Origin of the sequence: Cedecea neteri (assembly GCF_000758305.1) — a bacterium.
GTDB classification, from domain to species: Bacteria; Pseudomonadota; Gammaproteobacteria; order Enterobacterales; family Enterobacteriaceae; genus Cedecea; species Cedecea neteri_C.
In genome coordinates, this window is sequence record NZ_CP009458.1 from 4,596,340 (window position 1) to 4,621,371 (window position 25,032).

A 25,032-nucleotide genomic window follows, 5' to 3' on the forward strand; every position below is an offset into this window, starting at 1 on the left:
ATCCTGTGGCGGGAAAAGACTAATAAGGAACCTGCAATGTCATCCATGCAACCAGACGCCATTATTCGCATTAAAAACCTGCGCCTGCGGACTTTTATTGGTATCAAAGAAGAAGAGATCGCCAACCGGCAGGATGTCGTGATTAACGTCGCCCTCCACTACCCTGCGGGCAAAGCCAGGGAGAGCGAGGACATCAACGACGCGCTGAACTACCGCACCGTGACCAAAGACATCATCCAGCTGGTTGAGAATAACCGCTTCTCCCTGCTGGAAAAATTAACTCAGGATGTGCTGAACATCGCATGCGCTCACCCGTGGGTGACATATGCTGAAGTAGAGATCGATAAACTTCACGCGCTCCGCTACGCCGACTCGGTATCCATGACCCTGAGCTGGCGACGATAAGCGCGTCCAGGTGGGAGGAAAGTATGGAGATCCTGATTACCGGCGGCAGCGGGCTGATTGGCCGCCACCTGACAGCTCGCCTGCTCGAGCTCGGCCATACTGTTTCGGTCGTCACGCGCGCGCCGGAAAAGGCCCGCAAGCGGCTGGATAATCGCGTTGCGCTGCTCAAAGGGCTCGACGGCTTACAGAATCTCGACGCCTTTGACGCGGTCATCAACCTGGCCGGAGAGCCGATCGCCGATAAACGCTGGAGCGAGGAGCAAAAGCAGCGCCTGTGCCAGAGCCGCTGGCAAATCACCGAGCGGCTGGTCGAGCTGTTTAAGGCCAGCCAGCACCCCCCCAAAGTCTTCATTTCCGGTTCAGCCACCGGCTATTACGGCGACCTTGGCGAAGTGGTCGTCACCGAAGACGAACCTCCCCACAACGAATTCACCCACAAGCTTTGCGCCCGCTGGGAGCAAATTGCCTGCGGCGCGCAAAGTGAAACTACACGAGTTTGCCTGCTACGCACCGGCGTTGTATTAGCCCCCAATGGCGGGATTCTGGCCAAAATGCTGCCGCTGTTCCGGCTGGGGCTGGGCGGCCCCATTGGCAATGGTAGGCAGTACCTGGCATGGATCCACATCGACGATATGGTGAACGGTATTCTCTGGCTGCTGGATAACGACCTGCGCGGGCCGTTTAATATGGTTTCCCCTTACCCGGTTCGCAACGAACAGTTTTCCCATGCTCTTGGCCATGCCCTCAAGCGCCCGGCGATACTTCGCGCCCCGGCTACGGCGATTCGTCTGCTAATGGGGGAATCTTCCGTGTTAGTGCTCGGCGGACAACGTGCGCTGCCTAAACGGCTGGAAGAGTCAGGCTTTGGCTTCCGCTGGTTTGACTTGGATGAAGCGCTGGCGGATGTGATTCGCTGACAGCAAAAAGCCGGGTAATTACCCGACTTTTTCATTTTACTGCTCCACCGGGCTCATTTTCCCCGCGTCAGCTTTATCCTTCACCCGTTTCGGCTGCGGGACTTTGATGATAAACGTCAGCACACCCGCGAACAGATACAGCCCTGTGTACGCCCAAACTACGCCCACAATGTCGAAAAATGGCAGAATCAGTGACGCAATAGCCGGTGCCACAAAGTTGCTCATCCCCGCAGACAGGTTATAAATGGAAATGGCCGCTCCGCGATGATGGGGTTCCAGCGTTGGAAACACCGCTGTCATTGGCACAAACGCCGCCACAAAGGTGCCGAGCATGACAGCCGGGATCAGCGCTACCCAGAAGTTATGCCCCACCCACACCGGCAGGTAGTAAAACGTCAGGCTGGAAATCGCCATACCTAAACAGCCAAACCAGCGCACCTGGCGGATCCAGCCGATGTACTCCCCCATAATTCCCCAAAAGATATTGGTGAAAATGGTGACAAAGAAGAACACCGCCCAGATTTGCAGCCATTCTGAAATCGTGAAACCGAGACGGTCAACAAACAACAGCGGCATCACTATCGCAAAGCCAAACAGCGACAGCGTATTAATTATGCGGATAAGACAGGCGTAAAACACGTCACGGTTGCTGAACAGGATGGTCACTGCCCGCGACATCTCCGTCATTTTTTCGCGCAGCGGCAGATTGACCCGCGAGCGGTCAACCGGCACATTACGCAGGCTGAAGAAAGCAATCAACCCCCCTCCCGTTACCCAGGCAATGGCCATCCACAGCGTCCCCGTTTCGCCAAATGCCGGGATAGTCAGGCTGGGCAGATAACTCCCCACCACGCCGATACCGATAGAGTACATCGCCCAGAACCAGCCGGTCGCCGCCGCCAGCCTCTCACGCGGTACCACCTGCACCAGCATCAACATGAAGGAGTAGATAAACAGCGGATAGGCCAGGCCACGAATGCCGTAGAACAGCAGCATCAGTGGGTAGTTACGCATCCCGAGGCCGAGCGTCATAAACAATGCGTGCATCACTACCCAGGTCACAAAACCAATCAGCATCGCTTTTTGCGGGGTGATAAGCTCAGCGACTACGCCGGAAGCCCAGGCCGCCAGGCCTGCCGCAAGACCATACAGGGTAAACACCATCGCCGATTCCGCGGGCGTAAAGCCCATGTCGGTAATGTGCTTAGACAAAAACGCCATTTCGAAACCATCGCCACTCATAAAAATAGCGATGGCGATAAATCCCCACAGCAGATGTTTAGGTAAACCAAACCAGTAGTGTTTAGATTGCATAACACTCTTCCTCGTTCTCAGGTACAGGGTTCCCGGCAGCGGAAAGGCCGCCGGGAGGGCGGTCAGGGCAGCAGCTTACGAGCGGCTTTTTGTTGTTGGTAAAGCAGGTGGAACACGGACAAACGCTGTTGCAGCACCTTCTGTACGGCTTTGCGCGGTGAGAAACGCTGCTGGACGGGAGGCTTGCGGCAAACCACTTCTTCCACACCGCCGTCGGCCAGCCAGCCAAGACGAGCTGCGCCGAGCGCGCCGGAGGAACTCGCCGGATGCGTCACAATCGGCACATCCAGCACGTCGGCAATCAGCTGCGCCCAGATGACGCTGCGCGCCCCTCCGCCGGTCAGGCTGCATTGGGTAATCTGGCTACGGGACGTCTCCAGCACCGCCATGCCGTCCGCCAGGCCAAAGGTCACGCCCTCAATCACCGAATACCCCAGCAAGGCACGGCTGGTTTCATGGTTTAGCGCAAAGAAACTCCCCATGGCGTGAGTATCGTTGTGCGGCGTGCGCTCCCCTGACAGATAAGGCAGGAAAACAGGCGCATGCTTTTTCTGCTCGTCGCTCAGCCCGGCCATCTCCTCCATGAGCTGGCTTTCAGTGACCGACAGCAGATTACACACCCAGCGCAGACAACTGGCGGCGCTGAGCATCACGCTCATCTGGTGCCAGCGCTGAGGTAAAGCGTGGCAAAAGGCATGCACGCCGGATTCAGAGCGGGTTTGCAGCTCGTCGTTAACCACAAAGATAACGCCGGACGTGCCGAGCGAAATAAACGCGTCGCCGTTATTCACCGCGCCAACGCCTACTGCCGAGGTAGCGTTATCACCCCCGCCGCCGGCGATTTTGACACCGGAACTAAGCCCCCACTCGGTCGCCAGAGCTGAACGTAAAACAGCGCTGACTTCGCTGCCCTCCACCAGCCGCGGCATCTGGCTGCGGGTTAGCCCGGTCGCCGCCAGCAATTTGTCTGACCAGTCGCGCTTTGCCATGTCCAGCCACAGCGTTCCGGCGGCGTCTGACGGGTCAGAGACAAACTCACCGCTCAGCCGCCAGCGCAGGTAATCTTTCGGCAGCAGCACCTTATCCACGCGGGAAAAGATTTCCGGTTCATGCTCCGCCACCCACCGTAGCTTCGGGGCGGTAAAACCGGGCATCACCAGATTGCCGCTGATGGTCAGAAATTCAGGGTGTTCTGCAGTGAGCAGAGCGCATTGCCCGGCGCTGCGCGTGTCGTTCCACAGAATGCAGGGGCGCAGCACTTTTCCCTGTTTGTCCAGCAGCACCGCACCGTGCATCTGCCCGGACAAGCCAATAGCGCGAATTTGCGCCCAGGCCTCGGGCATTTGCTGGCGCAGCGTAGAGACGACCTGCTGCGTCGCCTGCCACCAGGCCTCAGGATCCTGCTCAGCCCAGTGCAAATGCGGGCGCTGAACGGTTAATGCCGCATGAGCAGAGCCTAAAATTTCGCCCTGCCCGTCAATCAGCAAAGCCTTTAGTTCAGAGGTGCCGATATCGATGCCAAGATACATAGCGCCTCCTTAAGCAGCAGCCAGAGGTGATTGCGGAGACTTGATCCACGCCTCAAGGCGAGTGACCGTACGAGCCATCAGTTCATGGAAAGCTGAGGAATGTGCGAGTTCGGCAAACAAAGTTTCGTCGCTGACAAAGGCCTTGAGCGGCTCAGGCGCGGCGAACAAAGCCCGAATCGCGTCGTCTTGCATGACGCCGTCCTGGTACTCATAAGGCAGTTGGCCGTTCGCCCAGCGCTGCAGGAACAGGAAAAACAGCGCGGGCAGAACCGCCGTTGCCGCTGGCTCCTCACCTCGCTGATAGCACTCGATCAGCGTCGGGGTAATAAAGCCAGGGATCTTGGACAAGCCGTCGGCCGCCACGCGCTGGTTGGTATCTTTGATATACGGATTGCTAAAGCGGGCCAGGACCACATCACGATACTCAGCCAGGTCCAACGGGCTCGGCGACAGCGAAGGAATGACATCCTCCGTGACGTAATCCCACGCCATCTGCCTAATCGGCTGCTGCACGGTGCTTTCATCGATGTAACTCAAGCCGGTCAGCGTCCCCGCCCAGGCAATACAGCTATGGCTGGCGTTCAGAATGCGGATTTTTGCCTCTTCATAGGGCAGCACGGATTTCACCATTTCGACGCCAACGTTCTCAAGCGACGGGCGACCGTTGATAAAGTTGTCCTCAATAACCCACTGAATAAACGATTCCCCCATCACCGGCACCTTGTCGTCGAACCCGGTAGCCGCTTTCACCCGTGGGGCAATATCCGCAGTAGGGCGAGGAGTAATACGGTCAACCATGGTATTAGGCGACACGGTGTGGGTGGTCACCCAGTCAAACAGAGCGTGGTCGCCCTTCTCCTTCAGGAACGACAGAAAACCGTGGCGGAAGCGTTCGCCGTTGTGGCGCAGGTTATCGCAGTTGAGCAGCGTTACCGGCTCACCGCCGTTGCTCATACGCTGGTGCAGAATGCGGCTGAGCGCGCCGTAAAGCGTCGTCATTCCTCCGGCAAGATCGGCTTTGACATCAGGCTGATGAACGTCCAGCTGGTGCTGCGGTGTCAGGTAATACCCGGCTTCGGTGACGGTAAAGGCAATCACGCGGGTCGAGGCTTTGGCGCCCTCTTCAACCAGAGCACTGATCTCTTTATCCCACGGTAGTACTTTGCGTATAGAAGCGATCTTTTCGTAGGCACGCTCGCCTTCCGGCGTGACGGTTTCCAGCACATATTCGCCACGCTGTGCCGCCAGTTGATTCAGCAGCTCACCGGCATCATTACGGATATTTCCCAGCGAAATACTCCAGCCGTCATCGCCCTGCTTGTGCAGCTGATTGAGATACCACGCCTGATGGGCACGGTGGAAAGAGCCTGCGCCAATATGCATCCATACCGATTTCGTCGTCATGATTCACCTCAGATTTAAGCATTTGTCATTTTTAAGGGCATTTGCCCGTTTGTTATAGTCTAGTTGCGGCAGGCGCCGTCTTTCTGAGATCAAACTCACACAGACAACATTTGCCCATAAAAATGACTTTTGCCCAATTACCAACAAAGCACGCACGGAGTAGAATGCACTTCAAAGAGTCATAAGGTGTCGCCATGAGCAGAGAAGAGAAAAAACAAGAACAAGCCGCGCGCGTTGCCTGGATGTATTACGTAGCGGGCATGACACAACAGGATATCGCCCGTGAACTGGGGATTTCCCGTCAGGTCGCCCAGCGGCTGGTTTCTTCCGCACGCGAGCAGGGTATGGTGACGGTCAAAATTGCCCATCCGGTTGCCCGCTGCCTGAAGCTGGCGCAGCAGGTTCGGGAACGTTTCGGCCTGGAGATCTGCCGCGTAGTGCCCTCGGAAGGGCTGGATGACGAAGCCATTCAGCAGATGCTGGCGGTGGAAGGTGCCGAAGTCATGTCGCAGTTTATCGCCGACGAGCAGCCGCAGGTTTTCGGCATTGGCTCCGGCAAAACGCTGCGCTCAATCATCGACGTCCTGCCGTGGGTTGAACGTCCGCAGCACCACTGCGTATCCATGATTGGGGCGATTGCGCGTGATGACTCTGGTACCCGCTATGACATGCCGCTAAAAATGGCTGAAAAAATGCAGGGAAAATACTTTTTTATCCCGGCCCCGCTGTATGCCGATAGCGAAGAAGACCGCGACATGTGGTGTCGCCACAAAGTATACCAGCGCGTGACCGACCGGGGGCTGGCGGCCAATGTTGCGTTCCTCGGTGTTGGTGAGGTGGACATCGGCTGCCCGCTGAATGCCGAAGGATTCATTACCGACGAACAGGTCAGCATGCTGCATGCCCAGGGGGTTGCGGGTGAAATGTTGGGACATTTCTTCGACCACAGTGGTCAGCGCGTCTACAGCGAGCTGGATGCTCTGCTGACCAGCGTGCCGCTGCAAAGTGATAACCCGCGTAAGATCATCGCTTTTTCCGGTGGAATGCGAAAGTTTGCCGCCATCAAAGCGGCATTGACCGGCCGCTGGATGTCAGGCCTGGTAACGGATGAGAGTACAGCGGTGAGATTGTTGGGTGAGGAATGAGGCGTTATTTACCCTCACCCCGGCCCTCTCCCGGAGGGAGAGGGGGAAACAGCTGACGTGGAATCATGTTTATTCCCTCTCCCTTTGGGAGAGGGTTAGGGTGAGGGATTACTTCAGCGATCCAGACAGGAACTGCTGAAGGCGAGCGCTCTTCGGGCTGCCAAACAGCTCGGCTGGAGGCCCTTCTTCCTCAATGCGCCCCTGATGCAGGAAGATAACGTGGCTGGAAACATGCCGGGCAAAATCCATCTCGTGGGTGACCACGACCATGGTTTTCCCCTCTTCCGCCAGCTTCTGCATAATGCGCAGGACTTCGCCCACCAGCTCCGGGTCGAGCGCCGAGGTTGGTTCATCAAACAGCAGCACTTCCGGCTCCATCGCCAGCGCACGGGCAATGGAAACACGCTGCTGCTGGCCGCCGGACAGATGCACCGGGTATTTCACGTACTGACGTTCGTCGATGCCGACTTTAGCCAGGTACTTAATCGCCCGCTCTTTTGATTCCTGCTTGCTCAGCCCGAGCACCTGAATAGGCGCTTCCATCACGTTTTCCAGCACCGTCATGTGGCTCCACAGATTGAAGTGCTGGAATACCATCGTCAGACGAGTGCGCAGCAGGCGCAGCTGATTTTTGTCGGCCACTTTGAGCTGGCCGTCTTTGTCCCGCACCAGATTGATGTTCTGGTTGCTGACCACAATCGTGCCTTCGCTGGGTTTTTCAAGGAAGTTAATGCAGCGCAAAAAGGTACTTTTGCCCGAGCCAGACGAACCGATAATACTGATCACGTCTCCGGCGTTAGCCTTCAGAGACACCCCTTTGAGCACTTCATGTTCGCCGTAGCGTTTGTGCAGATCCGTTACGTTTAATTTAATTTCAGCCATCAGAAGTCACTCAGTGCGAAGCGGGTTTAACGTGCTGCAGCCAGCGTTTTTCCGCTTTGCGGAACAGGCTTATCAGCACATAAGAGATAATCAAATACAGCACGGCCGCGATGCCAAACGCGGTAAACGGCTGGTAGGTTGCGGAGTTGATATCACGAGCAATCTTGAGCAGGTCCGGCACCGTGGCGGTAAACGCCAGCGCCGTAGAGTGCAGCATCAGGATCACTTCGTTGCTGTAGGCCGGCAGCGCAATACGCAGCGCGGACGGCAGAATAATACAGCGGTACATTTTCACTTTTGAGAAGCCGTAAGCGCGCGCCGCCTCAATGTCACCGTGAGGAACCGAGCGAATGGCACCGGCGAAAATCTCCGTGGTGTAGGCGCAGGTGTTCAACGTCAGCGCCAGCACGGTACAGTTCAGGCCGCTGCGGAAGAACGCGTTGAGCAACTCAGTCCCTTTCACAATCTCCAGCGTGTACATCCCGGAATAAAACACCAGCAACTGCACGTAAAGCGGCGTGCCGCGGAATATGTAGGTAAAGAGCCAGATGGGGAAAGAAATAAACTTGTTGCTGGACACCCGCCCGATGGCGAGGAACAGCGCCAGAATCCCGCCCATCACTACGGACGTAATCAGCAGCCAAAGCGTAATGGCGACGCCTGTAAAGCGGTAACCGTCCGTCCACAGCAGCGACTGCCAGTAGTCGTGAATAATATCGATCATAGCTCGGCCCTCTTCACGCCAACGGAATAGCGGCGTTCAAGCCAGAGCAACACTCCGTTTGAAACCGTGGTAAAGACCAGGTAGATAATCCCGGCGACAATCGCGAAGTAGAATGGCTGCCAGGTGCTTTTCCCGGCGAGCTGCGTGGCTTTCACCACGTCTTCCAGACCAAGCAGAGAAACCAGCGCGGTGGCTTTCAGGATAACCTGCCAGTTGTTGCCTATGCCCGGCAGCGCATAGCGCATCATGGCCGGGAACAGAATACGGCGGAAAGTTTGTGAACCGGTGAAGCCAAAGGCGGTGGCCGCCTCAATATGACCCTTCGGCACGGCAAGATAGGCGCCACGGAAGGTTTCGGTGAAATAAGCCCCGTAGATAAAGCCAAGCGTAATGATCCCGGCGATCATTGGGTCGATATCAAACTGCGCCATCCCCAACGCGTCGGTAATGCTGTTGAGCAGCATCTGCAGCCCGTAGAAAATTAACAGCATCAGCACCAGGTCAGGCACGCCGCGAATCAGCGTGGTGTAGCCTTCAAACAGCAAAGCGAGCGGGCGATTTTTGGACAGTTTTGCGCCGGCACCGGCAAGCCCAATCAGCACGGAAAGGACAACCGAGGCGAGCGCCAGCTCAAGCGTAACCAGAGCCCCTTTAAAAATTACTTCGGAAAAGCCATACAACATGGTGCGTATCCTGTCGTCAGTGTTTGCTGCTACTTATTGGGCCCCGTCTGACGCGGGGCCTTTGTCACCGGTAAGGCTTATTCACCATACACATTAAAATCAAAGTACGGCTTCGCTAACTTGTCGTAGGTGCCGTCTTTACGCATCTCCGCGAACGCCTTATTCAGCGCCTCACGCAGTTCGTTATCTTCTTTACGCAGGCCCATGCCGGTACCCACGCCAAACAGCTTGTCGTCTTTGATAGACGGGCCGCCGAACTGATAGTTTTTGCCCACCGGCTGTTTCAGGAAACCTTCGCTGGCGGCGACTTCATCCTGGAATGCAGCGTCAATACGTCCGGCAGCCAGGTCGGCGTAAATGGAATCCTGCCCCTGATAGGAGACAATTTCGATACCTTTTGGCGCCCAGTGCTCGTTGCCGTAGGTTTCCTGAGTCGTCCCCTGCAGCACGCCGACGCGTTTGCCTTTCAGCGACTCAATGGTCGGCTGAATCGGGGAACCTTTGGCTACAACCAGGCGAGAGTCAGCCGCGTACAGCTTGTCGGTAAACGCGATTTCCTGCTGGCGCTTCTCGGTGATGGACAACGAAGACATGATGGCGTCGATCTTCTTCGCTTTTAGCGACGGGATCAGCGCATCCAATGGGTTTTCAACGAAGGTACATTGGGTGTTAATGCGTTTGCAGAGTTCTTTCGCCAAATCGATGTCAAAACCGATCAGCTGGCCCTGAGCATTTTTGGATTCGAATGGCGCATAGGTTGGGTCCGTGCCAATCCGCAGGTTTTTCGGAATGGCAGCGAATGCTGTGGTCACGCTGGAAAACGCCAGCACCAGAGAAAGAGACAAAACCAGCTTTTTCATAATTATCCTCAATAGACTGTCCGTTACTTAAGGCTCACACCCACTACAAACAGGGAAAACTTACGCAACACGTTGCGAACAAAGAGTTTTCGCACCATAAAGGTGCAGCCGGAACGGGGCCGCACCACTGCATAGTTATCCTGCCCGGTTAAGAATATATTCAAAACCGGGCTACAGACTAAGGGATAAACTTATTCGCCGTAAACATTAAAGTCGAAGTACTTTTTCGCCAGTTTGTCGTAAGTGCCGTCTTTACGCATTTCGGCCAGCGCTTTGTCGAATGCGGCCTTCAGCTCAGTATCATCTTTACGCAGGCCGATCCCGGTTCCGTCACCAAAGTATTTTTTGTCCTTCACTGATGGGCCAGCAAAGGCATAATCTTTCCCTGCAGGCTGTTTCAGGAAGCCTTCGCTCCCGGCAACTTCATCCTGGAAAGCCGCATCCAGGCGCCCTGCTGCGAGGTCAGAGTAGATCAAATCCTGGTTGGCGTAGGCCACCACATCAACGCCTTTCGGGCGCCATTCAGCGTTACCGTAGGTCTCCTGAATAGAGCCCTGCAGCACCCCGACGTGCTTGCCTTTCAGTGATTCAAGCGTCGGTTGAATCGGAGAGCCTTTGGCCGCGATCAGGCGGGAATCCGCTGCGTACAACTTGTTGGAGAAAAGGATCTCCTGCTGGCGTTTTTCGGTGATCGACAGAGAAGAGATGATGGCGTCAATTTTCTTCGCTTTTAGCGACGGGATCAGGGAGTCAAAGTCGCTGCCAACCCAGGTACATTTGGTCTGAATGCGCTTGCAAAGTTCGTTACCCAGATCGATATCAAACCCAACGAAATCCCCTTTCGCGTCTTTCGAAGAGAATGGCGCGTAGGTCGCGTCGGTACCAATGCGGACGTTTTGCGGAATCGCTGCAAACACGCTGGCTGCGCTGGACAGGCCGAGCAGTAAAGACAGTGCAAGAACCGACTTCTTCATACGATACCCTCAAGTTTGGCTTTCTTATTTGTGATGTCTTGTTGTGTGGTAATGCCTTTGCATACGGAGAGTTGCAGTTCTCATGCCACTTTTCCCTGCGTGGAAAAAAGCCGCTGATTTATGTTAATAAAACGTTGCAACTTCGCGCTAGTTTGAAAGATAGCAGGTCTGGGAAGCGGGACTAGAGGGGAAGGCGGTTTTCGAGGATTAAATCTTCTAAAAGCGATCGGCGTTGCAGAATTGCCCCATAATGAGGCAATCATTTTGTGATGCACCGCAGCAGTGCATCACTTATGTTCGCCCCAGCGGATGAAAAGGTCTTCAGGCAGCTCGAGGTCAAACTGATCCAGCACCCGGTTGACCGTCTGGTCGACAATATCCTGCAGCGTTTGTGGGCGATGATAAAACGCCGGCACCGGCGGCATGATCACCGCGCCCAGTTCAGACGCCTGGGTCATCAGGCGCAGGTGCCCGAGGTGCAGCGGCGTTTCGCGAATGCAAAGCACCAGCGGGCGACGCTCTTTAAGCACCACGTCCGCCGCACGGGTCAGCAGCCCGTCCGTATAGCTGTGTACGATGCCGGACAGCGTTTTAATCGAGCACGGCAGCACCGCCATCCCCATGGTCTTAAACGAGCCAGAGGAGATGCTGGCGGCAATATCACGAGAGTCATGCACGACATCTGCCAGCGCCTGAACATCGCGCAACGAGTAATCGGTTTCCAGCGCCAGCGTCTGACGCGCCGCATTGCTCATCACCAGGTGGCTTTCTACCTCGGGCAACTGCTGCAGGATTTGCAGTAAACGCACCCCGTAAATGGCGCCGCTGGCTCCGGAAATACCGACGATCAGTCGTTTCATTGAATTTGCCCCTAAGAATATCTGGGCTGACTTTGCCGCAAGATGAGATGGGATGCAAGGCTGGCCGGGCGGGGACGTGAAGGAAGAACGTGCCTCTCCCCTTGGCAGGAGAGAGGCTAAGGCCGGTTAGCCTTCGTTGTGCATCTCTAAGTTTTCCACTTCGTTCTGACGCGCCAGCGCTTTGGAGTCGTCGTTACGCAGGGATTCGAGATACTGCAGATATTTGTGGTCAACGTCTTTCGTCACGTAGATGCCGTTAAAGACGGAGCATTCGAACTGAGTGATGTCCGGGTTTTCCACGCGTACCGCTTCGATCAGATCGTCCAGATCCTGGAAAATCAGGCCGTCGGCGCCGATGATCTGGCGAATTTCATCCACTTCGCGGCCGTGAGCAATCAGCTCGTTGGCGCTCGGCATATCAATGCCGTACACGTTAGGGAAGCGAATTTCCGGTGCAGCGGATGCCAGGTAAACCTTTTTGGCACCGGCTTCACGCGCCATCTCGATAATCTGCTCAGAGGTGGTGCCACGCACGATGGAGTCATCCACCAGCAGCACGTTCTTGTCGCGGAATTCAGCGCGGTTGGCGTTCAGCTTACGGCGCACGGATTTACGGCGCAGCTGCTGGCCCGGCATGATAAACGTGCGGCCCACGTAGCGGTTTTTCACAAACCCCTGGCGGTACGGTTTCTCAAGAATGCGGGCGATTTCCAGCGCGATATCGCAGGAAGTTTCTGGAATCGGAATGACCACGTCGATATCCAGGTCTTCCCATTCGCGGGCAATTTTCTCGCCAAGTTTTTTACCCATCTCAACGCGCGCGCTGTAAACGGAGATCTTGTCGATGAAGGAGTCCGGGCGAGCAAAGTACACGTACTCGAACAGGCAAGGATTGCTGACCGGGTTGTCGGCGCACTGGCGGGTGAACAGCTGGCCTTTCTCGGTAATGTAGACCGCTTCGCCCGGCGCGATATCACGCAGGAATTCAAAGCCCAGGGTGTCCAGCGCCACGCTCTCGGAGGCTACCATGTATTCGGTGCGGCCATCGCCCAGGTCACGCTTGCCGATCACCAGCGGGCGGATACCGTTCGGGTCGCGGAAGGCGACCATGCCGTGGCCAATAATCATCGCCACGCAGGCGTAAGCGCCGCGAATCTGGCGGTTAGTGGCTGCGATAGCGGCAAAAATGTTGTCGGCTTCCAGCGGGTAATGACGGAAGTTATCCAGCTCGCTGGCGAAGATATTGAGCAGGATTTCAGAATCAGAGGTGGTGTTAATGTGGCGGCGCTTTTCTTCGAACAGCTTTTTACGCAGCTCGTGGGCATTGGTCAGATTACCGTTATGCGCCAGCGTAATCCCATAAGGCGAGTTGACGTAGAAAGGCTGAGCTTCAGAAGCGCTGGAACTTCCGGCGGTAGGGTAACGCACGTGGCCGATACCCATATTCCCCTGCAGACGCTGCATGTGACGGGCTTCAAACACATCGCTCACCAGGCCATTCGCTTTACGCAGACGGAAGCAATTTAACGCGTCGATGGTGACGATGCCTGCGGCATCCTGGCCACGGTGCTGAAGCACCGTTAACGCATCATAAATCGACTGGTTTACCGGCATGAAACCGGCGATACCGACAATACCGCACATGTTGTCTTTTCCTCATTAAGCCACACCCCCCGCTACGATTAGCGGGGCAAGAAACTTGACGAGCTTTGCAGATAGTCAAAGAACCATCTGATGATGAAACTGAATTGCGGGATAAGCTGCGACTTTTGCCAGTCATCGCTTTTTGAAAAACCGGTAAAGGTATCCAGGAAGAACAGAATGGCGGAGACGATCAGTACGCCACGCAAGGCGCCAAAGCAGATCCCCAACACCCTGTCTGTACCCGACAGGCCGGTTTTTTGCACCAGTGCGCTAATCACATAATTGACTATCGCACCGACAATCAGCGTCGCGATAAACAGCACCGCGATAGCTATCCCATTACGTACCAGTTCGTCTTCAAAGCCAGTGAACCAGACTGACAGATAAGTGTAGTAATGACTGGCGACAAAGAAAGCACATCCCCAGGTCACAAGCGATAACGCTTCCTTCACAAACCCACGTATTACGCTTACCAGACAAGAAAAACCGATAACCGCAATGATGGCGTAATCTATCCAGACCATGAAAAAATCTCGTGATAAATTGCCCTGACGTCCAGTTCGGGGCGAATTCTAACAGAAAAAGAAAACGTTTGCGTAGGGATTTCCTTCCCCCGCGTAAATAAATAATGGCGTTGAAAAAAGCATCAACGCCATTAAAAAAGTGCCTGTTTTACCTTCACTCCAGTGGAGAGAAGCGACGATGTGCCGTCGTTTTTCCCCTCACCCTAACCCTCTCCCCTGAGGGGCGAGGGAACAGTATGGTGCGATATTTTTCCCTTCACCCGAACCCTCTCCCAAAAGGGGTGAGGGAACAGTATGGTGCGATATTTTTCCCTTCACCCGAACCCTCTCCCAAAAGGGGTGAGGGAATAGCTCAGTGCAATCTCTTTCCCCCTCTCCCTTCCAGGGAGAGGGCCGGGGTGAGGGTCAGGCCACTAGCGCGGCGAGTAGTTCATCACCACGCCGTTCAGGCCAGAAAGCGAATTCAGCTCGCCCAGCGAAGACTTCAGCTTATCCTTCGAGGCATCCGGCCCGACCAGAATACGGGTAATTTTCCCCTGCACAGGCGTGGTCGGCGAGGTGTAAACCTTGAACCCGGCCCCGCGCAGTTTACCAACAATTTCATTCACTTTGTCCGCATTTTTCAATGCGCCAAGCTGCACCACATAGGCTTGCCCGGTCGGTGCTTTGTCGGCTGGTTTTTCCGTCTTCGTCGGCTGTTCTGAGGCCATGGCAAGCTGCTGCCCGGTATTATCATTGGCGGCAGGTTTAGGCTGCGGTTTTTCCACCGGCTTAGGCTTTGGTTTTTCCTGCACGGGCTGCGGCTTAGGCTGTTCGCGCGCGACAGGCACTTCGTCAACGCCCGCCGAGCCTTCATTCGGGATAGCCCCGCTGTTCAGCCCTGGCGGCACCGAAGCGCCCGCCCTTACCTCTTCCGCCGCGCCTTCCGGCGGCTGCGCTGGCAGAGCCTGAGTAGCCGCCGGCAGCATATCTGGCTCGTCACTGTCCCCTGGTTTTGGCACCAAAGGAATGGCGGCGAACTCGTCCTGATAATGTTTTTTCTGCCCGTCCAGCAGACCCGGCAGCACAATAACGCCCAGTGCGACCAGAATAATGGTTCCGACTAATCGGTTTTGAAACTTACTCGCCACCTGCTCTCCCCGCGTCCAGTACTTCCATTACATGGGCCACCGTGTGGAACGACCCACACACCAGCACGGTATCTTCGGCCGTCGCTTCCGTCATGGCTGCATGCCATGCATCCGCCACGGTTGCAAATGTTCTGCCGTGACCAAGATGAGCCATAAGCTGCTCTGCGCTTGCGCCTCGCGGCCCTTCCAGCGGAGCACAATACCAGCTATCGACCTGAGGCGACAAACAGGCAAGCGTTCCGGCTATGTCTTTATCGTGTAGCATGCCAATCACCGCCAGCACGCGTCCCTGCTTAGGTAACGCTGCCAGGCGACCCGCAAGATAAGCCGCCGCATGAGGATTATGGGCAACATCAAGAATCACGCGTGGTGCCTGAGACACAATCTGGAAGCGCCCCGGCAGCGTGGCATGCTCAATACCATAGCGTATCGCGTTTTCACTCACGTTCAGTTTGCTGGCACGTAAAGCAGCCAGCGCCGTGGCGGCATTGGGCTGAGGAACCAACGGCAGCGGCAGGTTTTTCAGCTCGCCATGTCCGTCCCGGAGTGTCCAGCCAGTGGCACTCACCTCATAATCCCAGTCAACGCCGAGACGCATTAGCTGTGCGCCCTTCTCCCGCGCCACATCGGCAATTGTCTGCGGCATATCCGGCTCACCCACAATCGCCGGATTATCTCGACGGAAAACACCGGCTTTTTCGCGGCCAATGCTCTCACGATCCGGGCCAAGCCAGTCGGTGTGATCGAGCGCGATGCTGGTCACCACGGCCACATCGGAATCCACAATATTGGTGGCATCCAGACGCCCGCCAAGGCCGACCTCAAGAATTACCACGTCTACCGCCTGCTGTTTAAACAATAGCAAGGCCGAGAGCGTTCCGTATTCAAAATAAGTTAAGGAAATATCTCCGCGAGCGGCCTCTATTTCGGCAAACGAAGCGGTATGCAGGCCTTCAGGCAACTCTTCGCCCTGAATGCGAACGCGCTCCGTGTAACGCACCAGATGCGGGGAGCTATAAACCCCTACGCGATAGCCATCGGCCATCAGCACGGTTTCAAGCGTACGGCAGGTTGTGCCTTTCCCGTTCGTACCCGCCACGGTGAAAACAGTAGGCGCAGGTTTCAGGACATCGAGCTTGCGCGCAACGTTGCTGATGCGCTCAAGGCCCATATCGATAGTGGTGGAATGAAGGTTTTCAAGATAGCAAAGCCACGTGGCCAGGGGCGACGTGGCTTGAGGAATAAGGTCTTTGTCCATGATGCCCACTTAACATGCACATAAAGAAAAGGGCAGAACCTGCTGGCCTGCCCTTAATTGCGAATCAGGCCTCTTGACCCTGTTCCGGTGCTGGCGGAACCACAATCGGTTCACGCGGGGCTTCCGGATTTGGCGCCGGCAGATTCATAAACTTCGCCAGAATGCTCGCCAGTTTCAGGCGCATTTCCGGACGACGAACGATCATGTCGATAGCGCCTTTTTCGATCAGGAACTCACTGCGCTGGAAGCCCGGCGGTAGTTTCTCACGAACGGTCTGCTCAATAACGCGTGGACCGGCAAAGCCAATCAGCGCTTTCGGCTCGGCGATGTTCAGGTCACCCAGCATCGCGAAGCTTGCGGAAACGCCGCCCATGGTTGGGTCAGTCAGCACGGAGATGTATGGCAGACCGCGTTCCTGCATTTTTGCCAGCGCAGCGCTGGTTTTCGCCATCTGCATCAGCGACATCAGCGCTTCCTGCATACGCGCCCCGCCGGAAGCGGAGAAGCAGACCATCGGGCAGTTGTCTTCCAGCGCCTGCTCAACGGCACGAACAAAACGCGCGCCAACTACGGAGCCCATTGAACCGCCCATAAAGGCGAACTCGAAGGCCGCAGCCACAACTGGCATACCGTGCAGGGTGCCTTTCATGACAACCAGCGCGTCTTTCTCGCCGGTCTCTTTCTGTGCGCTAACCAGACGATCTTTGTACTTCTTGGAGTCACGGAACTTCAGCAAATCTTTTGGCTCAAGCTCGCTCCCCAATTCCACCATTGTGCCTTCATCTAACAGGCTATGCAGGCGATCGCGGGCCGACATACGCATGTGGTGATCGCACTTAGGGCAGACGCCAAGATTGCGTTCCAGCTCGGCGCGGTACAGGACCTGGCCGCAGCTGTCGCACTTGGTCCACACCCCTTCAGGGATGCTCGCCTTGCGGGTGGGAGTAATATTGCTCTTATTGAGAATTCGTTCAATCCAGCTCATTGATGACCTTTCTGCTTGAACCTGGTCGATACCAGCTTTTCTGCGGCAGTTTTCCCTGCCCCAGACCATAAATGGTGCTCATTAAAACACAACGGCCCGCGACTTTGGATAAAAAAGTGGTCGAACCGCTGCCACGTATTATTTTGACTGCCGCGACGCCGCGCGTTTGTGGCGGATAACTTCCACCACGCCAGGCAGTATCGACACCACGATAATTGCCACAATCAGCAGCTTCAGGTTTTCCTGTACCACCGGCAGGTTACCGAACAGGTAGCCCGCGTAGGTGAACAGCAAGACCCACAGCAGTGCGCCGACGACGTTATAGATCGCAAAATGGCGATAGGACATATGCCCCATCCCGGCGACAAACGGTGCGAAGGTTCGCACAATCGGCACGAAGCGCGCGAGGATAATCGTTTTTCCGCCGTGACGCTCGTAAAATGCGTGAGTTTTATCGAGATAACTGCGGCGGAAGATTTTGGAATTCGGATTACTGAACAACTTCTCGCCAAACAGCCGTCCGATAGTGTAGTTCACCGCATCGCCGATGATGGCGGCAATCACCATCAAAATGACCATGTAATGCACGTTAAGGTCGTTGGTTTCCAGCGACGCCAGCGCACCCGCCACAAACAGCAGTGAATCACCCGGTAAGAACGGCGTCACCACCAGCCCGGTTTCGCAGAACAAAATCAGGAACAGAATAGCGTAAACCCAGACGCCGTATTGTGCCACCAGCTCGGCCAGATGCACGTCGATATGCAAAATGAAGTCGATGATAAAACGGATGAAATCCATCAAAGTTTCCTTTCTTAAGCAGCAATCAATCGGCTAAAAAAAGCGGCCCCATCGGCAGACACGGCAGCGCAAAGTGGTCGGGGTAATCCACCGACACCAGGTACAGCCCTTCCGCCTTCGCGGTGGCAGCGGCCTTAGTGCGGTCCTTCATTGCCAGTAAATCGGCCATCCAGGTTTCTGCCTGGTTGCCACAGCCGACTTCCATCAGGCTGCCGACGATATTACGCACCATATGGTGCACAAAAGCGTTGGCCTTAATGTCCACCACGATGTAAGAACCATAGCGGTTCACCGTAATGTGCATCATATTGCGCCATGGGGTGCGGGACTGGCACTGCACCGCACGGAACGAGGTAAAGTCATTTTCCCCCAGCAGGCTCTGCGCGGCGCGGTGCATTTTATCCGCATCCAGAGGCAGGTGAAAATGGGTTACGCCCTGCTGCAAAACGGCCGGACGCAGGCGATGATTATAAATCACGTAGCGATAGCGGCGGGCCGTGGCGCTAAAGCGGGCATGGAACTCAGACGGCACATCTTTTACCCAGCGCACGGCGATGTCACCAGGCAAATTCGTATTTACACCCATCGTCCAGGCCGCATCTTTACGCACGGCGCTGGTTTCAAAATGCACTACCTGGCCCGTGGCGTGAACGCCCGCATCTGTGCGCCCTGCGCAGAACACGTTAATCGGCTCATTGGCTACCTGAGACAGCGCTTTTTCCAGCTTTTCCTGCACGCTGCGCACTTCGTTCTGGCGCTGCCAGCCGTAATATTTACTGCCGTCGTACTCAATGCCGAGCGCGATTTTATGAAGCGGAATTTCGCTTAGCACTTCGGACATCAGTACATATACTCCTGCACCAGTTTCTCAGCGGTTTTGATCGCCATCAGCGCGCCGCCAAAGCGAACGTTATCGGCGACCGACCAGAACTGGATTTGCTCCGGCATGCCATAATCGTTGTGCACGCAACCAATAGAAAGATGGCCACTGCCGGATGCATCCGCCACCTGAGTCGGGAATTCGCCCTCTTCAGACAGCTCAATATCTTCTGCCTGAGCAAACGCATCGCGGGCTTCTTCTGCCGCCAGCGGGCGCAGCGCTTCAAAGTTGACGATTTGCGCATGGCCGTAGAACACCGGTGACTGCACAAGGCTGGCGGAGATCATCAAGCCGTCGTCCTGCAGCACTTTACGCACTTCATTCACCAGGCGACGCTCTTCCCGCACGCTGCCTTCGGCGTCCGGCACCAGCGGCAACATGTTGAACGCCAGCTGGCGGCCAAACAGATCTTCTTCATCAATAGGAATGCCGTTCAGCAAACGGGCGCTTTGCCCGGCCAGCGCATCGACGGCCACTTTACCGCGCGCAGAAGCAGACAGCAGGCTGGTTACCTGAATACGCGACAGGCCGCCCTGCTCAATCAGCGGTTTCAACGCGCTCAGCAGCTGGCTGGTCAGGCTGTCCGCCACGGCAACCAGATTACGGTTGCGGTAATCGCTCAGCACGAACGGGTTCACATCCGGCACAACCAGCGGCACGTCCGGCTCGAGCGAGAAAAGACCGCTGGAGTCAATAACCAGGCAGCCCGCATTGGTCGCTTCTTCAACATAGCGAGCGGAGGCTTCAACGCCCGCGACGAAGAACGCCAGTTGAGCCTGAGTCCAGTCAAACTCTGCCGCGTCCTGCACCATGACGGTTTTGCCTTCATAACGCAGATTTTCACCGGCGCTCTCGCCGCGCGCCAGGGCATACAATTCACCAACCGGGAACTGACGTTCAGCAAGCAGTTCAAGCAAAGCTGAGCCTACGGCACCGGTGGCGCCTAAAACGGCAATATTCCAGCCTTCGGACATGTTGGTTTACTCCAGAAAATAGAACAGATGCTCCCCAGGACATCGCCCAGGGAGCCAGAAGATATTGCTTAGCGAAGCGGGTGATGTGCCGCGCTAAAGCCAAGTTTTTGCAGCATGCTTGCCGCGTCAGCATCATCACACTGCACGTACAGCGATGACCACTCGCGGCGCTCCAGATAGTTTTTACGCAGCTTGTCGAATTCGCCAGGCTGACCGGCTACCTTCCGCAGCGGCGCGTCATCGCGGCGCACATCATACACCAGATGCACCAGTCTTTTGAGCGTGGGCTGATCGAGCGGGCCTGCCAGCGTAATGCGGCCAAACTCCGACGCGGGCAGCAGTGAATCCAGCGCCACTTTCTGAGACTGGCCGATAAAATCACTAAAGGCTTCAAAGACCTGCGTGGTACCACGAGCCTTACCTTCAAGCGTGTAGCCCGCAATGTGCGCCGTGCCAATATCTACCTTGTCGAGCAACTCGACGTTGAGATCCGGCTCCGGCTCCCAGACGTCCAGCACAACGCTGAGATTCTGCCCTGCTTTTAAGCATTTCAGCAACGCGTTGTTGTCCACCACCGGGCCACGACAGGCATTAATCAGAATAGCGCCAGGCTTCAGGCGGCTAATCAGCGTCTCGTCCGCCAGATGCAGCGTTTTGTACTCGCCGGATTTAAACAGCGGCGTATGGAAAGTGATGACGTCTGCTTCCTGCACCAGCGTTTCCAGCGAAACGAAATCACCTTCATCACCGCGATCGGCGCGCGGCGGATCGCACAGTAAGGTGCGCACGCCCCAGGCTTCCAGTCGCGCCTGAAGACGGGAACCCACGTTACCGACGCCGACGATGCCGACTGTCCTGTCTTTCAGCTCAAAACCATCTCGTTCGGCCAGCATCAATAAGGAGGAGAACACATACTCAACCACGGCAATCGCGTTGCATCCTGGAGCGGCAGAGAAAGCGACTCCTGCGCTTTGCAAATACGCTTCATCAACGTGATCGGTTCCGGCCGTAGCCGTCCCGACAAATTTGATCCCTTTACCGTCCAGCAGTTCGGCATTCACTTTAGTGACCGAACGAACCATCAACGCGTCAGCATCCGTTAACGCATCCACCGGAATCGGACGCCCCGGCACGGCAGTCACCTCGCCCAGGCGGCTGAAAAGTTCGCGGGCGTAGGGCATATTTTCATCAACGAGGATTTTCACCTGAGTACCTGTCTGTTAATCGTCGAGATAAGGCCGGATAGTGTGCCATAATCTGACGTCCGGGCATAACGAACTACTTGCGAATGTTTTGTCGCACTTAAGGATCATTTAATAATGCAACCCATTCAGGGCGCCACGCCGCGTCCTCCGGGGGAACCTCCCTCCGCCCCTTCCGCTGCCGGCGAACAGCCGCTTTCCACCCAGCAACGTACCGTGCTGGAGCGTTTGATCACCCGGATCATTGCACTTAGTCAGCAGCAGAGCGCTGAAGTGTGGGCGGGCCTTAAGCACGATCTGGGCCTCAAAAGCGAGACACCGCTGCTGTCCCGGCATTTTCCTGCCGCTGAGCAAAACCTGAATCAGCGCCTGACCAACGCGCAAACCACGCTGGCAACGCGTCAGATCATTCAGCAACTGAGCGATTTGCTGCCTCAGGGCAATAACCGCCAGGCGGTGAGCGACTTTATCCGCCAGCAGTTTGGCCAGACGGCGCTGAGCCAGCTCACGCCGGACCAGCTCAAAACAGTGCTGACGCTGCTGCAAAACAACCAGCTAGCTATTCCTCAGCCGCAGCAGCGCCCGGCCACCGACCGCCCGCTCCTGCCCGCCGAGCACAACAGCCTGAACCAGCTTGTCACCAAACTAGCCGCAGCAACGGGCGAGTCCGGCAAGCAAATCTGGCAGTCAATGCTGGAACTTTCCGGCGTGAAAACCGGCGAACTCATTCCGGCTAAGCATTTTGCTTTGCTGACAACCTGGCTCCAGGCCAGGCAAACGCTTAGCCAGCAGTCCACCCCTACTTTGCACAGCGTACAGGCTGCACTGAAGCAGCCGCTTGAGCCGCAGGAGTGGAAAGAGATAGTGGATTACAGCCAGCAGCGCTTCCAGGCCACACCGCAAACGGTACTGACGACCGCGCAGGTGCAGGACATTCTCAATCAGGTGTTTTTAAAACGTGCCGAGCGTCAGCCAGCCACGATTGAAGTGCGTGATATTCAGCCAATCTACAACCCGATGTTTAGCGCAATTATCGAGCCGATTAAGGCGCTAAGCGCGAGACCGGGCCTGGCGTTAATTGCGCTGGTCGTGGTGATGATTTTGCTCTGGCTGGTGATCTAAAGGCGAGGGAGAAAACAAAAGCCATGGGAAACATTGTTTATTCCCTCTCCCTTCCTGGGAGAGGGTTAGGGTGAGGGTACTGAAAGCTACTTCCTGAACGCCACCAGCGTCACGGCAATCCCCAGAACCGCAGAAATTGCTCCGGCCATAAATACCGACGAATAGCCCATAGACGTTGCCAGAATTCCGGCCAGCGGCCCGGTGACACCGTATGAAATATCCTGGAAAGCGGCATAGCCGCCCAGCGCCGTGCCGCGTACCTGAGGCGGAACACGCTTAACCACTTCAACGCCAAGCGCGGGGAATATAAGCGAACAGCCACAGCCGGTCAGCGCCGCACCCAGCAGCGCGGTCCAGGCTCCAGGCGCGTGCCAGAGCAGCAGCAAGCCCACGGTTTCAACCGCAAGGGAAAACAGCGCCACGCGCACGCCGCCGTAGCGATCGGGCATCCAGCCAAACAACACACGCACCAGCACAAAAGCGCCGCCGAAAGCCGTCAATGTGAAGCCTGCATGGGCCCAGCCGTTTGCGGCAAAATAGAGTGAAACAAAGGTACCAATCACCGCAAAACCGACGCCCTGCAGCGCGAGACCCAGCCCAGGCTGCCAGATAAGCCCGATCACGGTCAGTAACGAAGGCCGCTCGCCTTTATGGGCAGGAACAGGTTTCACGGTGCCGTTAAACAGCAGCCCAATCAGCGGCAAAGCAATGGTTGTCACGCCCAGAGCCACAAATCCCCACTGGCTGTTAAGCATCAGACCCAGCGGTGCACCGGCAGCCAGCGCGCCGTAAATCGCCATCCCGTTCCAGGACATCACCTTGCCCGAACGCCCCGGGCCAACCAGCCCTAACCCCCAGGTCAGGTTACCTGTCAGCAGCTGGCTTTCACCAAAGCCAAGAATCAGCCGCCCAACGATCAGTAAGCCAAATTTCACCGCCGGGTCCACCGGCAATAGCGCGGCGAGCAGGTAGGCAGCGCCCGCAAGTCCGCAGGCAAACATCCCTTGCAGGACGGAGCGTTTAGCCCCCATCTGGTCAGCGAGTCGCCCCGCGTAACCTCGGGTTAATACGGTGGCGAGAAACTGAATGCCCACCGCCACGCCAACCATCATGTTGCCGTAGCCCAGCTGCTGGTGAACAAAAAGCGGAATAACGGGCAACGGCAGGCCAACCGTCATATAGGTCAGAAAGACCGCAAAGGTAATTCTGAAAAGCGATGTATTTGCCGATTTCGACGTTTTAAGAGTGGAATCAGGTACTGCAGACATACTGCTTACTCCATAAATTCAGAGCAAGGCGCAAGTTAACCCGCGCCCTTGCCTCTGAGTGTTCAGATGACAGGGTGCGTTGGTTAACGTTAAACGCTTACGCATTATCAATAATGATAATGGAGGGGAATGCATAGTGCCTTCCGGTTAATCGGCTGTCAATGCTGAACAATGGGCAAAAAAATGGGGCACCCGCAGGCACCCCATTCTGAATCATTGTGGTAATTAAGCGTTAAGCTTACGCATCACCAGCGTGGCGTTAGTGCCGCCGAAGCCGAAGCTGTTGGACATCACGGTGGTCAGCGTTGCATCGGTCGCTTTAGTGACGATGTTCAGGCCTGCGGCCTGCTCGTCCAGCTCTTCCACGTTGATGCTTGGCGCGATGAAACCGTGCTCCAGCATCAGCAGAGAATAGATGGCTTCCTGTACGCCCGCGGCACCCAGAGAGTGGCCGGTCATAGCTTTGGTCGCGGAAATCGCCGGGCTGTGGTCAGCGAACACTTCACGAATCGCACCCAGCTCTTTCACGTCGCCTACCGGAGTAGAAGTACCGTGGGAGTTCAGGTAGTCGATTGGGGTATCAACGCCGTGCATCGCCATCTTCATGCAGCGCACCGCGCCTTCGCCGGATGGGGCAACCATGTCTGCGCCGTCTGACGTTGCGCCGTAGCCAACGATTTCAGCGTAGATGTGTGCGCCACGAGCCAGAGCGTGCTCCAGTTCTTCAACGACAACCATACCGCCGCCGCCTGCGATGACGAAGCCGTCGCGGTGCGCGTCATAGGTACGGGAAGCTTTTTCTGGGGTTTCGTTGTACTTGGTGGACAGCGCGCCCATCGCATCGAACTCACACGCCATTTCCCAGCCCAGCTCTTCGCCGCCGCCGGCAAAGACGATGTCTTGTTTACCGAGCTGAATCTGCTCTACCGCGTTACCGATACAGTGGGCGGAAGTCGCACAGGCGGAGCTGATGGAGTAGTTCACACCGTGAATTTTGAATGGTGTTGCCAGGCAAGCAGAAACTGCGGAACCCATGGCTTTGGTCACCACGTAAGGACCCACGGCTTTCAGACCGCGTGGGCTACGCATAGCGTCAGCACCAAAGACCTGTGCTTTAGAAGAGCCGCCGGAACCGGCAATCAGACCAACGCGCGGGTTGTTCTGATAAACCTCTTCGCTCAGGCCAGCATCCGCAATCGCTTCACGCATAGAAAGATAGGCATAGATAGAGGCATCGTTCATGAAACGAACCACTTTACGGTCAATCAAACCGGTGGTATCCAGCTTGACGTTACCCCAGATGTGGCTACGCATTCCCGCGTCTTTAAACTCTTCCGAGAAAGTGATCCCTGAGCGTCCTTCTCGCAGAGATGCCAGGACTTCCTGCTGGTTATTACCAATGCTGGAAACAATGCCCAGGCCAGTAATCACTGCACGTTTCATTCAAATACCTCGTTCACTGCACTATGTAGGATTTCGTGTCGCACAATAGCGTACAGTTGTAAGCCGAACAAGTCCGATCAGCCAAATTGTGCGGAAATTTGCGCCGC

24 protein-coding genes are annotated in these 25,032 nt (G+C 56.1%); 4 read left to right on the forward strand and 20 right to left on the reverse strand.

The features are described 5' to 3' along the window. Positions 1 to 45 precede the first annotated feature (45 nt). Together folX and LH23_RS21305 are read left to right on the forward strand one after the other, a co-directional pair. Entirely contained in the window at positions 46 to 405 is a 360-nt protein-coding gene (folX, locus tag LH23_RS21300; protein WP_192810979.1) for a dihydroneopterin triphosphate 2'-epimerase, read from the forward strand. A gap of 23 nt (positions 406 to 428) precedes the next feature. Further along, on the forward strand, positions 429 to 1,322 hold the full coding sequence (locus LH23_RS21305; protein WP_039295555.1) for a TIGR01777 family oxidoreductase: 894 nt from the start codon (positions 429 to 431) through the stop codon (positions 1,320 to 1,322). Between the two features lie 36 nt (positions 1,323 to 1,358). On the opposite strand, the gene LH23_RS21310 is transcribed toward LH23_RS21305, so the two are convergent. From LH23_RS21310 to dalD, 3 genes are all read right to left on the reverse strand, one after another. Further along, a complete protein-coding gene (locus LH23_RS21310; protein ID WP_039295557.1) occupies positions 1,359 to 2,636 on the reverse strand; it encodes an MFS transporter in 1,278 nt (425 codons plus the stop codon). A gap of 62 nt (positions 2,637 to 2,698) precedes the next feature. Beyond that, positions 2,699 to 4,165 (reverse strand): xylulokinase, encoded by a 1,467-nt coding sequence (xylB, locus tag LH23_RS21315; protein ID WP_039295559.1) that lies wholly within the window; start codon positions 4,163 to 4,165, stop codon positions 2,699 to 2,701. A 9-nt stretch (positions 4,166 to 4,174) separates the two neighbouring features. After that, positions 4,175 to 5,569, reverse strand: coding sequence for a D-arabinitol 4-dehydrogenase (dalD, locus tag LH23_RS21320; protein ID WP_039295560.1), 1,395 nt, complete (start codon positions 5,567 to 5,569; stop codon positions 4,175 to 4,177). A gap of 194 nt (positions 5,570 to 5,763) precedes the next feature. On the opposite strand from dalD, the gene LH23_RS21325 reads away from it, so the two are divergent. Next, positions 5,764 to 6,714 carry a sugar-binding transcriptional regulator gene (locus LH23_RS21325; protein WP_039295562.1) on the forward strand — a complete coding sequence of 317 codons (951 nt, stop codon included), beginning with the start codon at positions 5,764 to 5,766 and terminating at the stop codon, positions 6,712 to 6,714. A 108-nt stretch (positions 6,715 to 6,822) separates the two neighbouring features. Here the strand turns inward: LH23_RS21325 and hisP are convergent, their stop codons facing one another. From hisP to pdxB, 15 genes are all read right to left on the reverse strand, one after another. After that, positions 6,823 to 7,596 carry a histidine ABC transporter ATP-binding protein HisP gene (gene hisP / locus LH23_RS21330; RefSeq protein ID WP_008459737.1) on the reverse strand — a complete coding sequence of 258 codons (774 nt, stop codon included), beginning with the start codon at positions 7,594 to 7,596 and terminating at the stop codon, positions 6,823 to 6,825. Positions 7,597 to 7,606: 10 nt separating this feature from the next. Continuing rightward, on the reverse strand, positions 7,607 to 8,320 hold the full coding sequence (locus LH23_RS21335) for an ABC transporter permease (protein WP_039295564.1): 714 nt from the start codon (positions 8,318 to 8,320) through the stop codon (positions 7,607 to 7,609). Continuing rightward, positions 8,317 to 9,003 carry a histidine ABC transporter permease HisQ gene (locus tag LH23_RS21340; protein ID WP_008459735.1) on the reverse strand — a complete coding sequence of 229 codons (687 nt, stop codon included), beginning with the start codon at positions 9,001 to 9,003 and terminating at the stop codon, positions 8,317 to 8,319. The genes LH23_RS21335 and LH23_RS21340 overlap by 4 nt, the downstream gene beginning before the upstream one ends. A 77-nt stretch (positions 9,004 to 9,080) precedes the next feature. Beyond that, complete coding sequence (gene hisJ, locus LH23_RS21345; protein WP_039295567.1) at positions 9,081 to 9,863, reverse strand: histidine ABC transporter substrate-binding protein HisJ; 783 nt, start codon at positions 9,861 to 9,863, stop codon at positions 9,081 to 9,083. A 191-nt stretch (positions 9,864 to 10,054) separates the two neighbouring features. Next, entirely contained in the window at positions 10,055 to 10,837 is a 783-nt protein-coding gene (gene argT / locus LH23_RS21350) for a lysine/arginine/ornithine ABC transporter substrate-binding protein ArgT (RefSeq protein WP_039295568.1), read from the reverse strand. 287 nt (positions 10,838 to 11,124) lie between these two features. Then, the gene (locus LH23_RS21355; RefSeq protein WP_039295572.1) at positions 11,125 to 11,697 is read right to left on the reverse strand and encodes a UbiX family flavin prenyltransferase; all 573 of its coding nucleotides are present in this window, start codon (positions 11,695 to 11,697) and stop codon (positions 11,125 to 11,127) included. Between the two features lie 126 nt (positions 11,698 to 11,823). Beyond that, entirely contained in the window at positions 11,824 to 13,341 is a 1,518-nt protein-coding gene (gene purF / locus LH23_RS21360; RefSeq protein WP_008459723.1) for an amidophosphoribosyltransferase, read from the reverse strand. Positions 13,342 to 13,379: 38 nt separating this feature from the next. Next, positions 13,380 to 13,865 (reverse strand): colicin V production protein, encoded by a 486-nt coding sequence (gene cvpA / locus LH23_RS21365; RefSeq protein ID WP_039295575.1) that lies wholly within the window; start codon positions 13,863 to 13,865, stop codon positions 13,380 to 13,382. Between the two features lie 413 nt (positions 13,866 to 14,278). Next, positions 14,279 to 14,995 carry a cell division protein DedD gene (gene dedD, locus LH23_RS21370; protein WP_039295579.1) on the reverse strand — a complete coding sequence of 239 codons (717 nt, stop codon included), beginning with the start codon at positions 14,993 to 14,995 and terminating at the stop codon, positions 14,279 to 14,281. Continuing rightward, a complete protein-coding gene (gene folC, locus LH23_RS21375; protein WP_039297067.1) occupies positions 14,985 to 16,253 on the reverse strand; it encodes a bifunctional tetrahydrofolate synthase/dihydrofolate synthase in 1,269 nt (422 codons plus the stop codon). Before folC ends, dedD begins: the two co-directional genes overlap by 11 nt. A gap of 64 nt (positions 16,254 to 16,317) precedes the next feature. Continuing rightward, positions 16,318 to 17,238, reverse strand: a complete 921-nt coding sequence (accD, locus tag LH23_RS21380; RefSeq protein ID WP_008459714.1) for an acetyl-CoA carboxylase, carboxyltransferase subunit beta — start codon at positions 17,236 to 17,238, stop codon at positions 16,318 to 16,320. Between the two features lie 138 nt (positions 17,239 to 17,376). Next, complete coding sequence (locus LH23_RS21385) at positions 17,377 to 18,036, reverse strand: DedA family protein (RefSeq protein WP_039295583.1); 660 nt, start codon at positions 18,034 to 18,036, stop codon at positions 17,377 to 17,379. 25 nt (positions 18,037 to 18,061) lie between these two features. Next, complete coding sequence (gene truA / locus LH23_RS21390; protein WP_039295586.1) at positions 18,062 to 18,877, reverse strand: tRNA pseudouridine(38-40) synthase TruA; 816 nt, start codon at positions 18,875 to 18,877, stop codon at positions 18,062 to 18,064. Beyond that, positions 18,877 to 19,890 (reverse strand): aspartate-semialdehyde dehydrogenase, encoded by a 1,014-nt coding sequence (locus tag LH23_RS21395; protein ID WP_039295590.1) that lies wholly within the window; start codon positions 19,888 to 19,890, stop codon positions 18,877 to 18,879. The genes truA and LH23_RS21395 overlap by 1 nt, the downstream gene beginning before the upstream one ends. A 68-nt stretch (positions 19,891 to 19,958) precedes the next feature. Then, positions 19,959 to 21,095, reverse strand: coding sequence for a 4-phosphoerythronate dehydrogenase PdxB (gene pdxB, locus LH23_RS21400; protein ID WP_039295594.1), 1,137 nt, complete (start codon positions 21,093 to 21,095; stop codon positions 19,959 to 19,961). Between the two features lie 114 nt (positions 21,096 to 21,209). On the opposite strand from pdxB, the gene flk reads away from it, so the two are divergent. Then, positions 21,210 to 22,214, forward strand: coding sequence for a flagella biosynthesis regulator Flk (gene flk, locus LH23_RS21405; protein ID WP_039295596.1), 1,005 nt, complete (start codon positions 21,210 to 21,212; stop codon positions 22,212 to 22,214). An 86-nt stretch (positions 22,215 to 22,300) separates the two neighbouring features. Here the strand turns inward: flk and LH23_RS21410 are convergent, their stop codons facing one another. Both LH23_RS21410 and fabB read right to left on the reverse strand, forming a co-directional pair. Further along, entirely contained in the window at positions 22,301 to 23,482 is a 1,182-nt protein-coding gene (locus LH23_RS21410; RefSeq protein WP_039295600.1) for an MFS transporter, read from the reverse strand. A gap of 225 nt (positions 23,483 to 23,707) precedes the next feature. Beyond that, the gene (fabB, locus tag LH23_RS21415; RefSeq protein ID WP_039295603.1) at positions 23,708 to 24,925 is read right to left on the reverse strand and encodes a beta-ketoacyl-ACP synthase I; all 1,218 of its coding nucleotides are present in this window, start codon (positions 24,923 to 24,925) and stop codon (positions 23,708 to 23,710) included. Positions 24,926 to 25,032: the final 107 nt, after the last annotated feature.

What these genes read in the sequence shown, in the direction of transcription:
- flk (WP_039295596.1), top strand. Translation starts at nt 21,210, where the DNA reads ATGCAACCCATTCAGGGCGCCACGCCGCGTCCTCCGGGGGAACCTCCC.
- purF (WP_008459723.1), bottom strand. Translation starts at nt 13,341, where the DNA reads ATGTGCGGTATTGTCGGTATCGCCGGTTTCATGCCGGTAAACCAGTCG.
- LH23_RS21340 (WP_008459735.1), bottom strand. Translation starts at nt 9,003, where the DNA reads ATGTTGTATGGCTTTTCCGAAGTAATTTTTAAAGGGGCTCTGGTTACG.
- LH23_RS21395 (WP_039295590.1), bottom strand. Translation starts at nt 19,890, where the DNA reads ATGTCCGAAGGCTGGAATATTGCCGTTTTAGGCGCCACCGGTGCCGTA.
- accD (WP_008459714.1), bottom strand. Translation starts at nt 17,238, where the DNA reads ATGAGCTGGATTGAACGAATTCTCAATAAGAGCAATATTACTCCCACC.
- LH23_RS21335 (WP_039295564.1), bottom strand. Translation starts at nt 8,320, where the DNA reads ATGATCGATATTATTCACGACTACTGGCAGTCGCTGCTGTGGACGGAC.
- LH23_RS21310 (WP_039295557.1), bottom strand. Translation starts at nt 2,636, where the DNA reads ATGCAATCTAAACACTACTGGTTTGGTTTACCTAAACATCTGCTGTGG.
- truA (WP_039295586.1), bottom strand. Translation starts at nt 18,877, where the DNA reads ATGTCCGAAGTGCTAAGCGAAATTCCGCTTCATAAAATCGCGCTCGGC.
- hisJ (WP_039295567.1), bottom strand. Translation starts at nt 9,863, where the DNA reads ATGAAAAAGCTGGTTTTGTCTCTTTCTCTGGTGCTGGCGTTTTCCAGC.
- cvpA (WP_039295575.1), bottom strand. Translation starts at nt 13,865, where the DNA reads ATGGTCTGGATAGATTACGCCATCATTGCGGTTATCGGTTTTTCTTGT.
- LH23_RS21385 (WP_039295583.1), bottom strand. Translation starts at nt 18,036, where the DNA reads ATGGATTTCATCCGTTTTATCATCGACTTCATTTTGCATATCGACGTG.
- argT (WP_039295568.1), bottom strand. Translation starts at nt 10,837, where the DNA reads ATGAAGAAGTCGGTTCTTGCACTGTCTTTACTGCTCGGCCTGTCCAGC.
- dalD (WP_039295560.1), bottom strand. Translation starts at nt 5,569, where the DNA reads ATGACGACGAAATCGGTATGGATGCATATTGGCGCAGGCTCTTTCCAC.
- LH23_RS21325 (WP_039295562.1), top strand. Translation starts at nt 5,764, where the DNA reads ATGAGCAGAGAAGAGAAAAAACAAGAACAAGCCGCGCGCGTTGCCTGG.
- LH23_RS21305 (WP_039295555.1), top strand. Translation starts at nt 429, where the DNA reads ATGGAGATCCTGATTACCGGCGGCAGCGGGCTGATTGGCCGCCACCTG.
- hisP (WP_008459737.1), bottom strand. Translation starts at nt 7,596, where the DNA reads ATGGCTGAAATTAAATTAAACGTAACGGATCTGCACAAACGCTACGGC.
- folX (WP_192810979.1), top strand. Translation starts at nt 46, where the DNA reads ATGCAACCAGACGCCATTATTCGCATTAAAAACCTGCGCCTGCGGACT.
- folC (WP_039297067.1), bottom strand. Translation starts at nt 16,253, where the DNA reads ATGGACAAAGACCTTATTCCTCAAGCCACGTCGCCCCTGGCCACGTGG.
- xylB (WP_039295559.1), bottom strand. Translation starts at nt 4,165, where the DNA reads ATGTATCTTGGCATCGATATCGGCACCTCTGAACTAAAGGCTTTGCTG.
- fabB (WP_039295603.1), bottom strand. Translation starts at nt 24,925, where the DNA reads ATGAAACGTGCAGTGATTACTGGCCTGGGCATTGTTTCCAGCATTGGT.
- LH23_RS21410 (WP_039295600.1), bottom strand. Translation starts at nt 23,482, where the DNA reads ATGTCTGCAGTACCTGATTCCACTCTTAAAACGTCGAAATCGGCAAAT.
- LH23_RS21355 (WP_039295572.1), bottom strand. Translation starts at nt 11,697, where the DNA reads ATGAAACGACTGATCGTCGGTATTTCCGGAGCCAGCGGCGCCATTTAC.